Genomic DNA, 13,907 nt, shown 5'->3' with positions numbered 1-13,907 from the left:
ATCCTTGATGATTTGTTTTACATCTTTCATGTTTTTATGGAGTTGTTTCTTAAAGTATTTGCATACGACTTCTGTACCGAGAGTTCCTAGTATTGCAGCGAGTCCAACGACCGCTAAAGTTGGCACTGAAGCCCACATTAATACTGCTCCTGCCGTTAAGCTAGTGAAGCCGTTTAATATAGCTTTAGCACCGAATCACATACCATGAATCTGAGTTCTGAGTCGCTACAGACTTTGCTAAGTAAATAGCAAAGCCTATTGCAAATAAGAAAACTGTTAAGTAAATATCGCCTGTTTTCATCTTATGTCGCTATCAATCCATGAGAACGTAATGCAGTTAGTATTTCATTCACTTTATTGATGGTTTCTACCGCTGTTGCTGTCGTTGCTAAATTAGTAATAGCTTCTAATTGACCACCAACAACTCGTTTACCGTCAACAAGGAATCCTGCACCTCCTACTTCCACTGCATCTGTGAACGTTGCTTTAAGTGATTGATCAACAGTTAGATATTCATGACCGTTTAGTCTGTATTGAACAGTTCCATACGGTTGTCCTGAATTTGTATGAGAAACTAATACATTATGCAGACTTCCATAAGTACCATTACCGAGTAAACCCTTGACTTCAAAAGCAACAAGAGTTGAATCACTGCCTTGAGCGTCAATTGTATAACTTACTGTATCTGATTTCTCAAGTCTGTGATCATATTTAGATAGAGGAACATCCGTATTGTAGCCAACCCAAGCAAATTGTCCATTACCTTCTTTTGCAAAAATAGTTGGTCTATCTACACCGTATCCAATACCAACACCTCGTTTACTTGATACCATACCTTTACCAATTAGCTGACATCCATTGTATGCTGTTAAGAAGCTACCATAAGCAAAAGCGAAGTTACCGTATGCCTTTGATTCATAACCATGCGCCCTTGCAGCAGCACCTTCTTCTCCTTCACCTGTACCATAGTCAGGATGTGTTGGTAATGCCTTACCAGCAAAGCAGTTATACCCATCAGTTGATGTATATCGAGATTCAGAAATACAGTTTTGACCCATCGCATTTGAGATTCTTCCACGAGCTTGAGTATCTTTACCGATAGGCTAATGAGCAATAACCATAATTAGCTCCATCAGAAGGTACATCGGGATTACCTGTACAGGAGCCTGCACCGCCTGTAATACTTGCAACACCATAAGCTACGCAATCATGTCCTAATGCCGTCGATAAATAAGCAAATGGAACATTATTTCTACCAAATGCAACACCCCCAATTGGTATGTTTGAATCATTCCATGCATTAGGATTATTTAGACCTCTAAAGTTGTTTAAATTGTCATCTAAGTGCATTGGATCACTGATTCCATATAATAAACTTGCTTTATTTGGATCAAGTTTAAGCAATACTGGTGATCCTAGTACTTTTGGATATTCACCATTTCTTATTGTTTTTCCATTAATTTGTTGCTGTGTTTCACCTGAATCAGTGAATACGATACTGTCTGAAATACCGTGAAAATATTGTTGGATTTGTATTGTTCATAGTTACCATAAAATCTGTGTAAGATTTTGCATTCAAAGCTACCTGTAGATCCCCATTAATTCTATTTTGAATTTCTTGTTGTTGTATTTGCTGAACTGTTGCTAGTGTCAGTGTATTTTGAGTGATTTGTGTTTGTAATATTTTATCTTGCTTTGCCCTTTCAAGTATCTCTTTTGCGAGGTTTTGAATAATGACTGAATCGGTATAATTCAGTTCTTGTAATATACGGATGATTCTATTCAAATCTTCATTTAGTACTTCAGGTCTAAAACTATTGTTATACGTTTCATATTGGGTTGAACGATCTATACTTGTTTTTCTTTCAACTTCAATTATTGTATTTGCTGTAGGTGCAAGATAAAAGACAATTGCATTAAGTGGGCGATCATAACTGTAATCATTCGTTGATACGACCTTTCCATTTGCTGTGACTTTAACATTATCCTCATCTTCTATTTTAAATAGAGTTGGAAATACTGTTGTAAAGCCATTCGCTGTAAATGATTGATAAGGTAATTGATTTTCTACTGTCATTCTTTAATAAGTCCTAATTATTATTTATTTTTTATTGTTGTATTTATACTTGTAATTATCGTTGTATTAAAAATCAACTTTCATGTCTAAGTATTGGTTGTTTGGAAGCCAATTGTTGTTTTGATCAAAACTTGGATAATGATCATTGCTACCAATTTTGATTGGTTCAGAACTAATACCACCGTGCTAAGCTGTCGATATAGTCATCTTCATTATTGGTGATAGATGGATCGTATAAGCGCATTTGCTTCACTTGTGGGCTATCTTGTCCATTCAGTTTTAAAACTGATTGGTGTGCATATAGGAAGCCTGAAAGTAGTGGTGCTTCGATCGCTTCTAAGATACGTTTATTTTTATTCAGCGTTTCATGTCGTTCTATGACACCGCAATATATGCCACGTTTCTTGAGTACACTTCTAAGGATAGAAGGGAAATAGCCACCTATGCCGATTCGTTTCGATGACTAAATTGGGCAACTTAAACTCTTTAACGAGATCTGCAACTTGCCATGCTTGACCACCTGTAAACTGTCCATTGTCATCTGTCACAGCTACATCACCCAATAAAGCGATTGATCTGTGCCAATATAAGCGTCCTTGTTCATCTTGTAGCACTAAAGCAGCCGCTGATACATCAGACTTAGTTTTTCCTGAAGATGGATCTACTTTTAAAGTAGCTGATACGATACGTTTATCACCAAGCATCATCATTGTTGTTCTGTTAGCTGTATGGAATGTTACTTCTGCTGAATATGGAATTAATCTGTCAGGATCTAATCTAATTTCATTGATTGATCTATTATGCATTAAATATTGAGAATCCCATTCGCCAAGTGTCGTACATTCTTTTCTACGTTGTTCCATTACTTCAGAAGTGAAGCGATCAATCCATAGTGCTTCTGAATAACAGTCGATTAATGGGTAGGATTGTTTCAGCTTGATTAAGTAATCTGTTTCTTGCTTAGTAATGGTGTAATCATCAAAATCTTTGAGTAGCTTGGCATGTGTTCCAATACCACTAAATATATAAATAGGCTTAAAAGTCGTTCTTATTTCTGTTTGGTTTGAAGTAAATCGAGCTTCCTTTTCAAACATTTTTAAAACTAAATTATTTGCCTCTGCTTCAATCAAATTTGCATATAAACTGTCTTGAGCATGTGGAGTACCAACAAATAATCGTTGCCCTTTGGGTATGAGAATATGAATCTGTTCAGATAATCTATATCTCAACTTTTCTCTTAATTCAGGACTAGCAGTAGTTGTAGGCGTTTCTGTATCATCATTAACTATAAGACTTGCCCTTGCGCCTGTGACGTTTGAAAGAATACCTCTTACATGCATGTTGCCATGTTTTACTTCACTAGATCCTTTAATCCACCATTTCGTTACAGATCCTCTTTCTTGTTTACAATTCCAAGCTAAAGGATTTTGTTCAAGCATCTGAGCTGTAGCTCGACTTGTTTTCTTTGCATCTGCATCTGTAGCTGATTGAGCAAGGATGAGTTCTTCAGGATCTTTATAAAGTCTGTAGGCATTGAATATCTCAAGTAGTGTCGATTTACCATGTCCGTCTAGGCATCATGAGTACACCTAGAGATCCAAAGTTATCTAAAAAGTCGCATACAGTTAAATGAAAGTCTGGAACTATCCAATTTTGAGTATGTGCATAGACTAGATAAAATTCAGTAAATGAAGCTTTCTTATTTTTCTTCATCTTTTTTAGATACCTTTTTACGTTTAATTTGTTCTTTACGGATCTGTTGTAATAGTTTTTCCGCTTCAGCTTCTTTTTGTTTTTCTTCATCTTCTACTGTAGCTGTATTATTTTTATTCTTAGCTTCTAATAGTTGTTCGATACGTGCTGCAATAGCCAAAGTTTGGTTAGCAGATTTGTAGAGCCAAAAAGCATCACCACGTCCGAACCTTAGTTTCTTTGTCGCAGTTATTCGCACGTTCACATAGATCAACTGTGTCTAGTAATGATATTTCCTGAATACGGATTAATTCAGACTTGTATTCTTCTATTTTACTCATATTTATAGTTCTAATATTAATTATATTTATCGTTGTATTTTATATTGTATTAAAAAGGCTAGATGAACTAGCCTAAGTTATCAGTGATTATTAATTAAAGTACCAATTGTCTTACCGCCACTCCTAGACGGCAATATAATTTGTCCATTATTCAAAAGAATATAGTTGGCTTCAAGATTTTCAGGTATAAGTTGTTCGCAACCATTGGCTAAAACTATCTTTTTACCACTTGTTGTAGGGAGTTCATTTCCAACAAGCCCCTCAAGCTCAATACATTGATTATTTAGTAATCTTACTTGGAATCGAAACGTATCTGTTTCATATCCAATACCCTGATGTCTTTTCAACATATTAGTTAGAGCAATTTCCTTACCATCATCATTTAAAATACGTTTATTAGTTTTATCAATTATAAAAAATTCAGGAATCTCAACTTCAATATTTGGTGCATTTTGACTAGGTAGGTGTTCCTTTAGAAATTTAACTTTTATATACCCCGATGGTAAATGCTCAATTTCTTCATATTCAATTGATGAACCATTCCAAGATATAGAACCATTTTCTTTTAATGGAAAAAAATATGTTAGCTTTGTCGTTTGCATAAACATTTCTCTATTGCTAGTAGTTGTAAAGTATATTTATTTATTGGGGTTAATTTTAGGAATTTCAATACTTTCATTATTCATATCCCACCAAAAGCCATTGCCGAGCTTTTCAAGTCTTGCTTGCTTCTTATCACGATAGTTTGGATCAACCATATCTTGTAGTTCACTCACAACTAAACGATCGAAGATCAGTCTTATGTACCACAAATTTTGAAAAGGCGTATTGTTCTTAATCGTATTAATGGCTTCAGCACTGTAAGTCGATTCACGCTCATCTAAGAACTGTTTACCGCCACCTAAAGCCATTGTTCCGACCGACATAATATCTTTAAAGGCTGCTGGAATAACGAAGTCTTTAATACTACGATCTGTAGGATCTGCTGTAGCTGATACGGCATCTGCTAAAAATGAAGCACTGCCACCTTTCACAATCGACTTCATATAGAAGTCTAAAGTTGTTGGATCATCAAAATCTTTACCATTTGTTAGGTTTTGAACTTGAGCAACGATACCGCCCATCACTGTTGTATAAGCAAACATCTTAGCAAAGTACACAAACTTCTCTTGTGGCGTATTCTGTGCAATACCACGTTGCCAAATTCGCATAATGAAACTCAATGGAAATTGTTTAAATTGATAAAAAAAACGAGCTAATTCATTAGTTGCTGTTCCACGTTCACGTCCAATTGACATGAAAGTTTGTTCCCTAGCCCCGAACTTCTAATACTGCTGCATTCGTTTCAGTATAGATATGTGACATATAAGTATTGGCTAAATTCTCTTTATGTTTGAATGCAATATCAGCTAATTCTTGAACTGTATAGCCTTCTCTATTCACTTGATATGTATCTAAAAATAAGTCATCTGAAGCTTTGAATATATCTTGATTGGTAATTAACTTTTCACCGCCTGGAGCTTCAGTACGATCAATTTGTCTAAGTAGATTCCAATGATCTTCTTTAATACCACCGCCTTCTAACATTTTCTTATCTTTAGCACCTATTTCATGCCATTGCTTAGAAGTGTTTAATTTACTGATTTGATGCATTAACGCTGTACCAAAACCACGTTTAGCTGAAGCTGTGATATGGTTCAAACCTGAAGCTTTAATCAAGGCATTGGCTAGTTTTCTAACACCTGTATTGGCTTGTGTGAGTTTAGTTGAAGCTGAAGCAATGTCTGTGTCACCAAATCTTACAAGGCTATTGGTCATTTCACGTACACCGCAAACCGATTGAGATAGCAAAGTCATGATTTTCTTTATTGAAAAACTGTTTCATGTGATTGCCGAATACTTCTCTATACGCAATTCCATTCATTTCTGAAGCAAGTTTCATGGTTGCCTGATCTGAAAATGCTGTAATAAATGCGCTTCCGCATTTTTGTGGCTACCGTCCACGATCGTAAAATACCACCGACTTGAGCAAGTTCACTGTCGATCGGTAAGGCTTGTCCTGCAAGTTCGTCATAATGTCGCTCGATCAATTTAGCTTGTTTCTGAATCTTTCTATGCTCATTCACATATTTAGGATCTTGCATCATTTTATTAAGTAGATCATAACCCATTTGTTTGACCATTTTTTCAGGATTTGAACCAAAGTTCTGCATTAAGGCAATCTCTGTACTCATACGTCTGATGTGGTTTGATAGCAAGTCATGGAAGTTTACGTCACCATATTTTTGCTGGTATTCCACCCAAGCGTCAGCGTCCTTAAAGTGTATTTCCCTGGTATGTTGATGCATATTTTGCATGTTTAAGCCTACAGGAAGTTCAGCTTCAGATTGTACGTTGTGGTACTTCAATGCATCTTTATTGTGACCTTCACTTGATATAGTCGAGTACACCGCACGTAATACATTCTTAACTTCTTCATCGTTCATGAGCTTGCCATCTTCATGTCTGTAGCGACCACGATCGGTCATAGGAAAAACTTCATTCACCCAAGATTCTTTACCGTTCTTAATGACTTTATAAAAGCTGTGAGATTGAGGTAAGCCATAGTTAGCAAGTTTTTTAATATCACCGCCATATCTATTAAAATGTAATCTAAGATTTTCTAAAGTATCAGTTACAGATTTAGCTAAAGCTTCAATTTCTGCATCACCTGATTTTTTGCCAAATATTTCTTTAACCAATACAACGACTTTATCTGCATCAAGTAGGAAGCCCATATTCTTTTGAGTTTTACCGAATACGTCAGCCAATGAACCCATGTATCTATTTTCAATGTTTTGAATATGATGTTCGACTGTAGAAATACCTGATTGATCTGTATGCATGACTAACTTGCGATTTAATGACTCCAATGGATTAAGTGTTGGATGACTCAGCAATTCTTTAGTTAATTGCTCTCTAATCTCAAGGTCATTGATTAGATTGGATACGTCTTTTAAATGCTGATTGGTATAGTTTTCGATTGCTCGATCTGCTATAGCTTCAGCACGTTCTTCGTCAGACATAGACTTCCATTTTTTAATATCTTCAGCAGGAAGTTCACGACTAGCCTTTTTAAACTCATGTTCGAGCATTTCAGCTTCTTTTTGAGATAGCTTTCTACCTAATACGTCCTCTACGGCTTTTTTACATTGTTCTTTCATTTATTTCTCTTATTATGATGCTTTCTTTAAAGCGCATGAAGCTAAAGTTTGCATAGCTTTTTTCATGGTAATGATATTGTCTTGTTCGTTTTGAAGTTTTTGCTTCCATTGAGCTGCTGTAAATTCTTCACCTGTACGTTTACTTGCAATTGTTTTAGATGGATCTGCTTCTAATCGAGCGATCGTATCTATACCTTTAGGCACTTGGGATAGATAACCGTAGTTATTGGTATTAAAAATACGGTTTAGGGCGGTTTCAATCTCTTTATTGCCTGCATGGTTCTTAAAATCAGATTTATTTAAACGTCCTACATGAACAGAAATAGTTTTTCCTGCACTGTCTACCGTTCTAGCCACGTATGAGTCACGATATTTTAGTTCTTGAATTAGATTTCCATCTTTATCTGTATGTGTTCTGCTCAATTCCTTATGAGCCTTCTTATTTTCATAACGTGTAGCTTCATTCCAATCGACTTTTATTGAATCGTTTGGCTTAAACTCTTTTTCACCACTTTTAACTCTGACACCTTCTGCTGTATGTGGTATTGGAGTTGTTTCAATATCCTTGATCACATCATCTATCATTTTAAAGAGATCAGCATGTGCATCTGTGTCTAAATGTGGATCAGTTTGTTTAACTGTAGATGGTGTATCGAAAAACGAAGATTCAAAATCAAACATACCAAAATCATCTTTAATTTTTGTTGGTCGTGGTTGGAATAGTGTTTCCATATCAAGTATATCAACTACAACATGGGGTACAGTTTCCTTAAAATCTGCTCGATGAATTGTATCATCTAATGCTGATAAGTCTCGGCTTGCAATTGGAGCTTCAGACGTTATAGCTGTATCGTCTACACGTACTGAAGAAATTGGTTCACCATCCACCATATTTGAATATTTGTTCGCTGTAGCTTCATGAGCTTGCCAATCAAAACTATCACCACTTTTCAGTTTAGTTTGACCTCTAGCCCATCCGATAATTGTTCCTTTACCACCTAATGCGGCCCTTGCTTCATCATTGCTAATATTCTTTTTATCAAGGAAGGATTTTTTCCATTTTGAATTGGCTTCAATCTCTTTTCTTAAAAACTCGAATTGAGCTGTTAAAGATTCATTGGTACGTTTAAATGTTCCATCTGCATTCACTAAGCCTTTGGCTTGCATGTGGTTCATTAAATTAGTTAATCGCCCTTTCCCTGCTAATGCATCTTGCCAACTAAAAATACCTCTATTAGTTTTATGGTTCGCCTGGTCCTGATGTGAGCCGAACATAGTATCGAGATTGAATCCATTTTCTCGACCAAGTTCCCCGACTAATGCTCTAGCTTGTGAAGGTGAAAATCCTGCTACTTGAGCTGCTTGATAACTGTCTTTGACACGTTGACTTTGATTACTATGAACTAGAGCTTTTATATCAAATTGAGCTGTAGGTTGTTTAGGTGTGCCACCTGTAGCTTGTTTGATTTTAACCTTTTCACCTTTCATAACTTGATCAATCGCTGTATTCAAATTTGCTTCATGTTGAAGTGTATCTGTCATTGTTTTTAGTTCGGTTGGGCTACTGTTTAAATCAGCTTCTTTAATCGCTTGATCTATGGTTGCTTGGGCTTCTGCTTCAATTTGTTTAAGTTGATCTTGCGATACATTAGGATCTTGTCTAGCACGACCTAAAGCCCAAAATGCAGAACCAATACCAAGGTTCAAAGCAATCATTGTAGGATCTGTCGCCATTTCCTTATACATTTCGCCTTGTTTCTTATACCCCTTATTTTCAAGAATATCTCCTTGAACATAAGTCATAGCTTGCCCTGCAATGGTTGTACCACCTACAGTAGTGGCATAATCTTTGATTGCACTTTTAAATACGTTAGACATTGGAACGGCTGTTAATGCAGCCATAGACACACCTGTAATATTGGATACTGTATCTGCTGTATTCTGATCTACACCAAGTTGTTGAGTTAGTCGAGTATGTTCTATATCACGACTTCCTAAACCCACTGTTGCTACAGCACCATAACCACCAAATACTGCGCCTGTTGCTGCTTGACCTACAACTTCACCTAAACCTGAAGCAATATGACCTGCTGTACTTTGATTTTTAGGTGTAAGTGCTTCAAACGTTTGTTGTCCACGTCTATCAGCGACTTCATCACCGCTCTACAAAACGGCTTACTGCATTAGAAACAGATAACACACCTTTAGCTGTACCTGATAAAGCACCGAGTCCAATATCTGAAGCTGTTCCACGTTTATAAGGTCGAATGTCTGTACCGTGTGATTGATCAAATTGTTTGTCTTGTTGTGTAAATTCTTCGCTTAATAAGCCCATGTTGTTCCTTTATTATTGTTTTGGAGGTATGGCAATGAAATAGGGTTTACCTGTTCTTGGATTATTTAATACTGTGCCGTTCGGCTGAACAAATTCAAATAAATGGCTATAACCTGATTTACGTCTTATTGCATAGTCATCAAGGACTTGTAAGTCATAGACAATACCTGTTTCTTTTTTAAATGTTGTACGGAAATGTTCTTCTAAATAGTCTTGAAAAGTATCTTGTGTGTAGCCATAAGGCATAAAAACAGTATTGGTATTCTTACCAAAGCTTTGCTTATAAGTACCACCTGTTGTCACATCAAACGCTTGTTTAGCCAATTCCTTATTAATAAATGGCTTTCCTTTTTCATCTACTTTAATTTTGTCAGGATAATGTTTAGCTAATCCGATATAAGCTGAATATGCCATATTTGCATAAGTACGATATTCAAGTTGTCCTTTTGTTGTTGAGTTACCAAATTCTGATGCTACTTGGTTTTCAAATTCTTTTTGACTACCTAATAACTTATCTTCACCAGTTTTAAGTAAATGTTTGCCTTCTAAAATTAAGTCAGCTACTCGAACATTTGTGCCATGCAATACAACATCCATTTGATTGAGTTTTGCTACACCAACATAATCATAAGGATTATTAGGACTAATCAATTTAAAGTATTCTAATTGAGCGTCTTTGTTATCCCCTACCATTTTAGTTAAGTCAGTAAGCATAGTTCTTTGTTGTTGTGGCGTTGCATCAAAATAGCGATCGGTAAATGCTTTACGTTCTGAAGTGTTCCATTGTATCAGTGAACCTACACCACCATTTTTCTGTTTATTTTCAGCTAGGATTTGAGTAGTTAATTGAGCTTGTTTAAAATTTGCTTTACCTGTACCAATTAATTCAGGTGCAACATGACCAACATTAGGTAATAAAGCCATTGGATCATTATTAGCTCTTTGCTTAGTTGTAGTAGAAATCGCTTTAAACATATTCAATTGTCTTTGAAGCAATGAACCATCTGATTGTGGTGTACCTTCTAATGATGTAGTAATTGAAGATATACGTCTTTCTTGTTCAAGCGGTGATAGTTTTCTAAACGCTTGAGCTTCTTTATTCATTGCTAAATCTTCACGGACTTGTGCTTCATATTCCGTTCCTGCAACTTTAGCTAATACAGCTTGTGTACGTTCTGCTGAAATTGGAAAACCTGTAAGAGCATCAGTTCTAAAATCATTGGCGAGTTGTTTGGCTTCATTCAATACTTTTTGTTGAGCTACAGCTTGTTCTTTGTTGATACGGTCAATTGTATCTTGGATCTGATTTTTATAAGCATCCCTAGTTTCAACTTTCATATTAGGAAAAATACTGTCTACGTCATCATAGACCTTCTTTAAGCCTTCAACGTCTTTATCTGTTTCTAGGTGAGTAAGTACACCTTTACCATCTGACAAATCTCTGCGTTGTTTCCAATGATCTAATTGCTCAACTCTTTGTTCAGGCGTTAAGACTGGATTACGTTCAAGTGTTGCTTTGAATAAAGCTTCAGCTTGTTCACGGTTTTCTATTTTTAAAGTTGCTTCTGATACTTGCTGAAAATCTGCATTGATCTTGTTGCGTTCAACTTCATAAGCCAATGGTTTAATTGTTTGGTATGAATCGAATAATGTCTTTTCAGTATAGTAGTTAAATTTATTTTTTTGCTTTTCAGGTATTGAGCCTTCAAAGTTAGCTTTTAATTCATCATTTTTAAGTTGTAGATAGTCTTTAGCAGATTGTTCATTCAATTCGCCAGTAACTAACTTTTGCTTAGTTTCAGTTAAAGTGTCGTAGTACTGTGCGCTATATTTAGAAGCTTCGACATTGAATGTATATTCGTCTTTTTCATCCTGTATCTTCTGTTGCTCATGTAATTGTTTAGCTGAAACGTGTTGTCCAACTTGAGTTAGTGTATCTACAGCTTGAGCGACTTGCCCTGCACCTGTATCAATAACTCTACCCTGTCCTGCTTGTGGCATAACGCTACCAAAGTTGCCTAATGGGATTTGTGCCATCGATTAAGCCCATCCTGAAGAATTTTGTTTTAATCTGCTTGTGTCCATCGTTAAAGCATTGGATTGAATACTGTTCACTGATTGCGTTGAAGTCTTATTACTGAATGCATTTGATGGAGTATTACCATACGCATTTAAAGCTGTTGATGTTGTATTTAAAACACCGCTTACAGTTGCGTTATGAGCTTGAGAATTGAAGTTAGATGCATCGTTCTTATATTGTGTAGATTGATTCTTAGCATTGAAGAAACTTGTCCATGCGTCCTTATATGCATTGCTATTAATATCGTTATCAATCACATCGACTACGGTATTGTCTGCACTTAGATCTAATCCATTTGCTGCTGCCTGTGTTCTAGCTGAACTCGCTTGTTTACGTCCGTAATTCTCTGACACGATTTGCTTCTACACGTCCTGCACTTTCAGCACTTTGAGCATTAATTTCTGACTGTTTAGATTGTGCTTTAGATGATTGTTGCGCTGTATATACACCATAAGCTGTGCCTGCTACAGCTAAAGCTGTTGTTGCCCAATAAGCGACCGCTGCCGCACCTGCTGCTGCCATATTCTTATCCTTTTATTTATAGTTATAATAATAGTTGTATTTTTAGTGTTATAATTTCATTTCTAAAAAAGAACCTGTATGCTCGAAGCCCATCTTTTTATAGAAGTTTATTGTCTTTTCAGTATCTATCTTAGTTGCAGTTCCACACTGTATATGGTTCGCACCTTGTTCCTTTGACCACGCTATAAATGCTTTAATAAGTAGGTAGGCGGTACGGCTTCCTCTATTTTCAGGTCTGACAAAAATACAATAATCAAATGTCTGAATAGAATGTCCGAACCATTCAACGTGTATGCCTCCTGCAAAGCCACCAAGTATTTTTCCTGATTCATCTTTGCAAACCAATAGGCATCCTGTAGAGGGAAAACACACAAGGCTTTTAAGGTGAAGTTCGACTTTTTTTATGTCCATTGGACGCTGTGAGTATGTTGGAGATTCATTCCAAAATTGAACTGCTATTTCTAACAGTTCGGGAATATCTATTATTCTCGCCTTTGTGGTGGTGTACATTGTTCTCCTAAAACTACTTTTGTATAAAACTTATTAAAATGTGTATTAACTTCATAGCATTGCTCAGGTAGCGAAGTCATATCTGTCGTAATTTCTATTTCTTTTGCATCTAAAAAACTGAAACTTAATAAATCTTGATTAGGATTTCTAATATAAAGTCCGCTTCTACTGTTACTTAATTCCAGCTTTTTTCGAAGGTCATCCCTACCATTTTCATCTTTAAAATATTTACTTTTTAATCCTTCTAATAAGGTAAATAAATGAGGATTTAGTTTCGAAATAATATAACTATATTCATAAAACGTAGCTTCATTTATAACTTTATTAAGTAGTAATGCAGTAGCCCGCCCTAACATTTCTGTTTGACGTGGACTCGTTAGCTCTTCTAAAAGACTTAGAGTATATTCACCAACTTCAGATGTAGGGTTTTCTTTTAGATAGTCTTTTATTTCTTCATCCGTATTTGTTCTATAACTTCTGATAAATGATACAAATTTTATAAAATTCTGCTTCTCTTTATACTTCTTATATCCTTTAAAAACCCCCATTGCTATTGTTGCCAATGGAATTGATGACAGTAAATCAGAAGCTACTCCTTCTACAGTTGCTTCGATAATTTTGTCTCCATAATTATCTAACATTTCCCATCCTGATTGAGCGATGGCTGAATCATCTTGATTGTCTTTCTTTTTCATATAAATTTCTCATAATGTTCATTTTATCTAATACTACTGTAATAAAAAAGGCATCCCGAAGAACACCTTTCTTTCAAAGCTAGGTTTTATTTATGACTTACGGTTAGCTTTTAAAAACTTTTCAACCCGAGGATCGCTAGCTTTTAAATCCACAATATCTTTACCATCAAGCCAATACTCTTTTTCATGGGTTAATTCACCCAATCCTGAATACGTTGATTTAGTACGATCTCGGATTAGAACACCCCAATGACATGCATTTCGTAGATGACCCATTACTGATGCGGCATGAGGACAATTTAACTTATCCATCATTTGAGCATTCGTAATACGTTTACCATCTAATAATTCAGAAAGAATGGCTGCTGGGTAAGTATTCCGACGTGGAAACTTATAAGGTGAGGGTGTTGCTGTTGTTGACATGGGCTTTACTCCCCTTGTTTGTCAAATCA

General features: G+C 35.9%; 18 protein-coding genes. All 18 read right to left on the bottom strand.

All coding sequences use genetic code 11. The annotated features are described in order from the left end of the window. Window positions 1–180 (bottom strand): hypothetical protein (locus ACINWC743_RS25360; RefSeq protein WP_416202102.1); only part of this gene is annotated, 180 nt, incomplete at its 3' end. 122 nt (window positions 181–302) lie between these two features. Continuing rightward, on the bottom strand, window positions 303–1,058 hold the full coding sequence (locus ACINWC743_RS22610; RefSeq protein ID WP_009587151.1) for a hypothetical protein: 756 nt from the start codon (window positions 1,056–1,058) through the stop codon (window positions 303–305). A gap of 34 nt (window positions 1,059–1,092) precedes the next feature. Beyond that, a complete protein-coding gene (locus ACINWC743_RS23620; RefSeq protein ID WP_009587142.1) occupies window positions 1,093–1,404 on the bottom strand; it encodes a hypothetical protein in 312 nt (103 codons plus the stop codon). Between the two features lie 79 nt (window positions 1,405–1,483). After that, the gene (locus ACINWC743_RS22605) at window positions 1,484–2,077 is read right to left on the bottom strand and encodes a hypothetical protein (protein ID WP_009587143.1); all 594 of its coding nucleotides are present in this window, start codon (window positions 2,075–2,077) and stop codon (window positions 1,484–1,486) included. 416 nt (window positions 2,078–2,493) lie between these two features. Then, window positions 2,494–3,618 (bottom strand): hypothetical protein, encoded by a 1,125-nt coding sequence (locus ACINWC743_RS22600; RefSeq protein WP_227510952.1) that lies wholly within the window; start codon window positions 3,616–3,618, stop codon window positions 2,494–2,496. Between the two features lie 158 nt (window positions 3,619–3,776). Continuing rightward, on the bottom strand, window positions 3,777–4,034 hold the full coding sequence (locus ACINWC743_RS22595) for a hypothetical protein (RefSeq protein ID WP_152686898.1): 258 nt from the start codon (window positions 4,032–4,034) through the stop codon (window positions 3,777–3,779). A 156-nt stretch (window positions 4,035–4,190) separates the two neighbouring features. Continuing rightward, window positions 4,191–4,712: a hypothetical protein gene (locus ACINWC743_RS22590; RefSeq protein ID WP_009587125.1), complete on the bottom strand. Its 522-nt coding sequence runs from the start codon at window positions 4,710–4,712 to the stop codon at window positions 4,191–4,193. A 36-nt stretch (window positions 4,713–4,748) separates the two neighbouring features. Further along, window positions 4,749–5,408: a hypothetical protein gene (locus ACINWC743_RS22585; protein WP_009587144.1), complete on the bottom strand. Its 660-nt coding sequence runs from the start codon at window positions 5,406–5,408 to the stop codon at window positions 4,749–4,751. Window positions 5,409–5,421: 13 nt separating this feature from the next. Continuing rightward, window positions 5,422–5,967, bottom strand: coding sequence for a hypothetical protein (locus ACINWC743_RS22580; RefSeq protein ID WP_009587118.1), 546 nt, complete (start codon window positions 5,965–5,967; stop codon window positions 5,422–5,424). A gap of 47 nt (window positions 5,968–6,014) precedes the next feature. Continuing rightward, a complete protein-coding gene (locus ACINWC743_RS22575) occupies window positions 6,015–7,313 on the bottom strand; it encodes a hypothetical protein (RefSeq protein ID WP_009587141.1) in 1,299 nt (432 codons plus the stop codon). Window positions 7,314–7,325: 12 nt separating this feature from the next. Next, window positions 7,326–9,317, bottom strand: coding sequence for a hypothetical protein (locus tag ACINWC743_RS22570; protein WP_009587115.1), 1,992 nt, complete (start codon window positions 9,315–9,317; stop codon window positions 7,326–7,328). A gap of 151 nt (window positions 9,318–9,468) precedes the next feature. After that, the gene (locus tag ACINWC743_RS22565) at window positions 9,469–9,648 is read right to left on the bottom strand and encodes a hypothetical protein (RefSeq protein WP_009587158.1); all 180 of its coding nucleotides are present in this window, start codon (window positions 9,646–9,648) and stop codon (window positions 9,469–9,471) included. Between the two features lie 12 nt (window positions 9,649–9,660). Then, window positions 9,661–11,685 carry a hypothetical protein gene (locus tag ACINWC743_RS22560; protein ID WP_009587124.1) on the bottom strand — a complete coding sequence of 675 codons (2,025 nt, stop codon included), beginning with the start codon at window positions 11,683–11,685 and terminating at the stop codon, window positions 9,661–9,663. A 3-nt stretch (window positions 11,686–11,688) separates the two neighbouring features. Continuing rightward, complete coding sequence (locus tag ACINWC743_RS22555) at window positions 11,689–12,081, bottom strand: hypothetical protein (protein ID WP_009587148.1); 393 nt, start codon at window positions 12,079–12,081, stop codon at window positions 11,689–11,691. Next, window positions 12,059–12,250 (bottom strand): hypothetical protein, encoded by a 192-nt coding sequence (locus ACINWC743_RS22550; RefSeq protein WP_009587146.1) that lies wholly within the window; start codon window positions 12,248–12,250, stop codon window positions 12,059–12,061. Before ACINWC743_RS22550 ends, ACINWC743_RS22555 begins: the two co-directional genes overlap by 23 nt. A 48-nt stretch (window positions 12,251–12,298) precedes the next feature. Beyond that, the gene (locus ACINWC743_RS22545) at window positions 12,299–12,760 is read right to left on the bottom strand and encodes a GNAT family N-acetyltransferase (RefSeq protein ID WP_009587127.1); all 462 of its coding nucleotides are present in this window, start codon (window positions 12,758–12,760) and stop codon (window positions 12,299–12,301) included. After that, entirely contained in the window at window positions 12,733–13,455 is a 723-nt protein-coding gene (locus ACINWC743_RS22540) for a hypothetical protein (protein WP_009587132.1), read from the bottom strand. Before ACINWC743_RS22540 ends, ACINWC743_RS22545 begins: the two co-directional genes overlap by 28 nt. 90 nt (window positions 13,456–13,545) lie before the next feature. Further along, entirely contained in the window at window positions 13,546–13,878 is a 333-nt protein-coding gene (locus ACINWC743_RS22535; protein ID WP_009587152.1) for a DNA-binding protein, read from the bottom strand. Between the last annotated feature and the right edge of the window lie 29 nt (window positions 13,879–13,907).

The organism is Acinetobacter sp. WC-743 (genome assembly GCF_000335555.1).
GTDB classification, from domain to species: domain Bacteria; phylum Pseudomonadota; class Gammaproteobacteria; order Pseudomonadales; family Moraxellaceae; genus Acinetobacter; species Acinetobacter bereziniae.
This window is presented reverse-complemented; position numbering and strand designations above follow the sequence as displayed.

Bases quoted from the DNA above. Each gene is read 5' to 3' on its own strand.
- ACINWC743_RS22550 (WP_009587146.1), bottom strand. From the start codon at position 12,250: ATGGCAGCAGCAGGTGCGGCAGCGGTCGCTTATTGGGCAACAACAGCT.
- ACINWC743_RS22565 (WP_009587158.1), bottom strand. From the start codon at position 9,648: ATGGGCTTATTAAGCGAAGAATTTACACAACAAGACAAACAATTTGAT.
- ACINWC743_RS22610 (WP_009587151.1), bottom strand. From the start codon at position 1,058: ATGGGTCAAAACTGTATTTCTGAATCTCGATATACATCAACTGATGGG.
- ACINWC743_RS22575 (WP_009587141.1), bottom strand. From the start codon at position 7,313: ATGAAAGAACAATGTAAAAAAGCCGTAGAGGACGTATTAGGTAGAAAG.
- ACINWC743_RS22560 (WP_009587124.1), bottom strand. From the start codon at position 11,685: ATGGCACAAATCCCATTAGGCAACTTTGGTAGCGTTATGCCACAAGCA.
- ACINWC743_RS22545 (WP_009587127.1), bottom strand. From the start codon at position 12,760: ATGTACACCACCACAAAGGCGAGAATAATAGATATTCCCGAACTGTTA.
- ACINWC743_RS22605 (WP_009587143.1), bottom strand. From the start codon at position 2,077: ATGACAGTAGAAAATCAATTACCTTATCAATCATTTACAGCGAATGGC.
- ACINWC743_RS22535 (WP_009587152.1), bottom strand. From the start codon at position 13,878: ATGTCAACAACAGCAACACCCTCACCTTATAAGTTTCCACGTCGGAAT.
- ACINWC743_RS22540 (WP_009587132.1), bottom strand. From the start codon at position 13,455: ATGAAAAAGAAAGACAATCAAGATGATTCAGCCATCGCTCAATCAGGA.
- ACINWC743_RS22585 (WP_009587144.1), bottom strand. From the start codon at position 5,408: ATGTCAATTGGACGTGAACGTGGAACAGCAACTAATGAATTAGCTCGT.
- ACINWC743_RS22580 (WP_009587118.1), bottom strand. From the start codon at position 5,967: ATGACTTTGCTATCTCAATCGGTTTGCGGTGTACGTGAAATGACCAAT.
- ACINWC743_RS22590 (WP_009587125.1), bottom strand. From the start codon at position 4,712: ATGCAAACGACAAAGCTAACATATTTTTTTCCATTAAAAGAAAATGGT.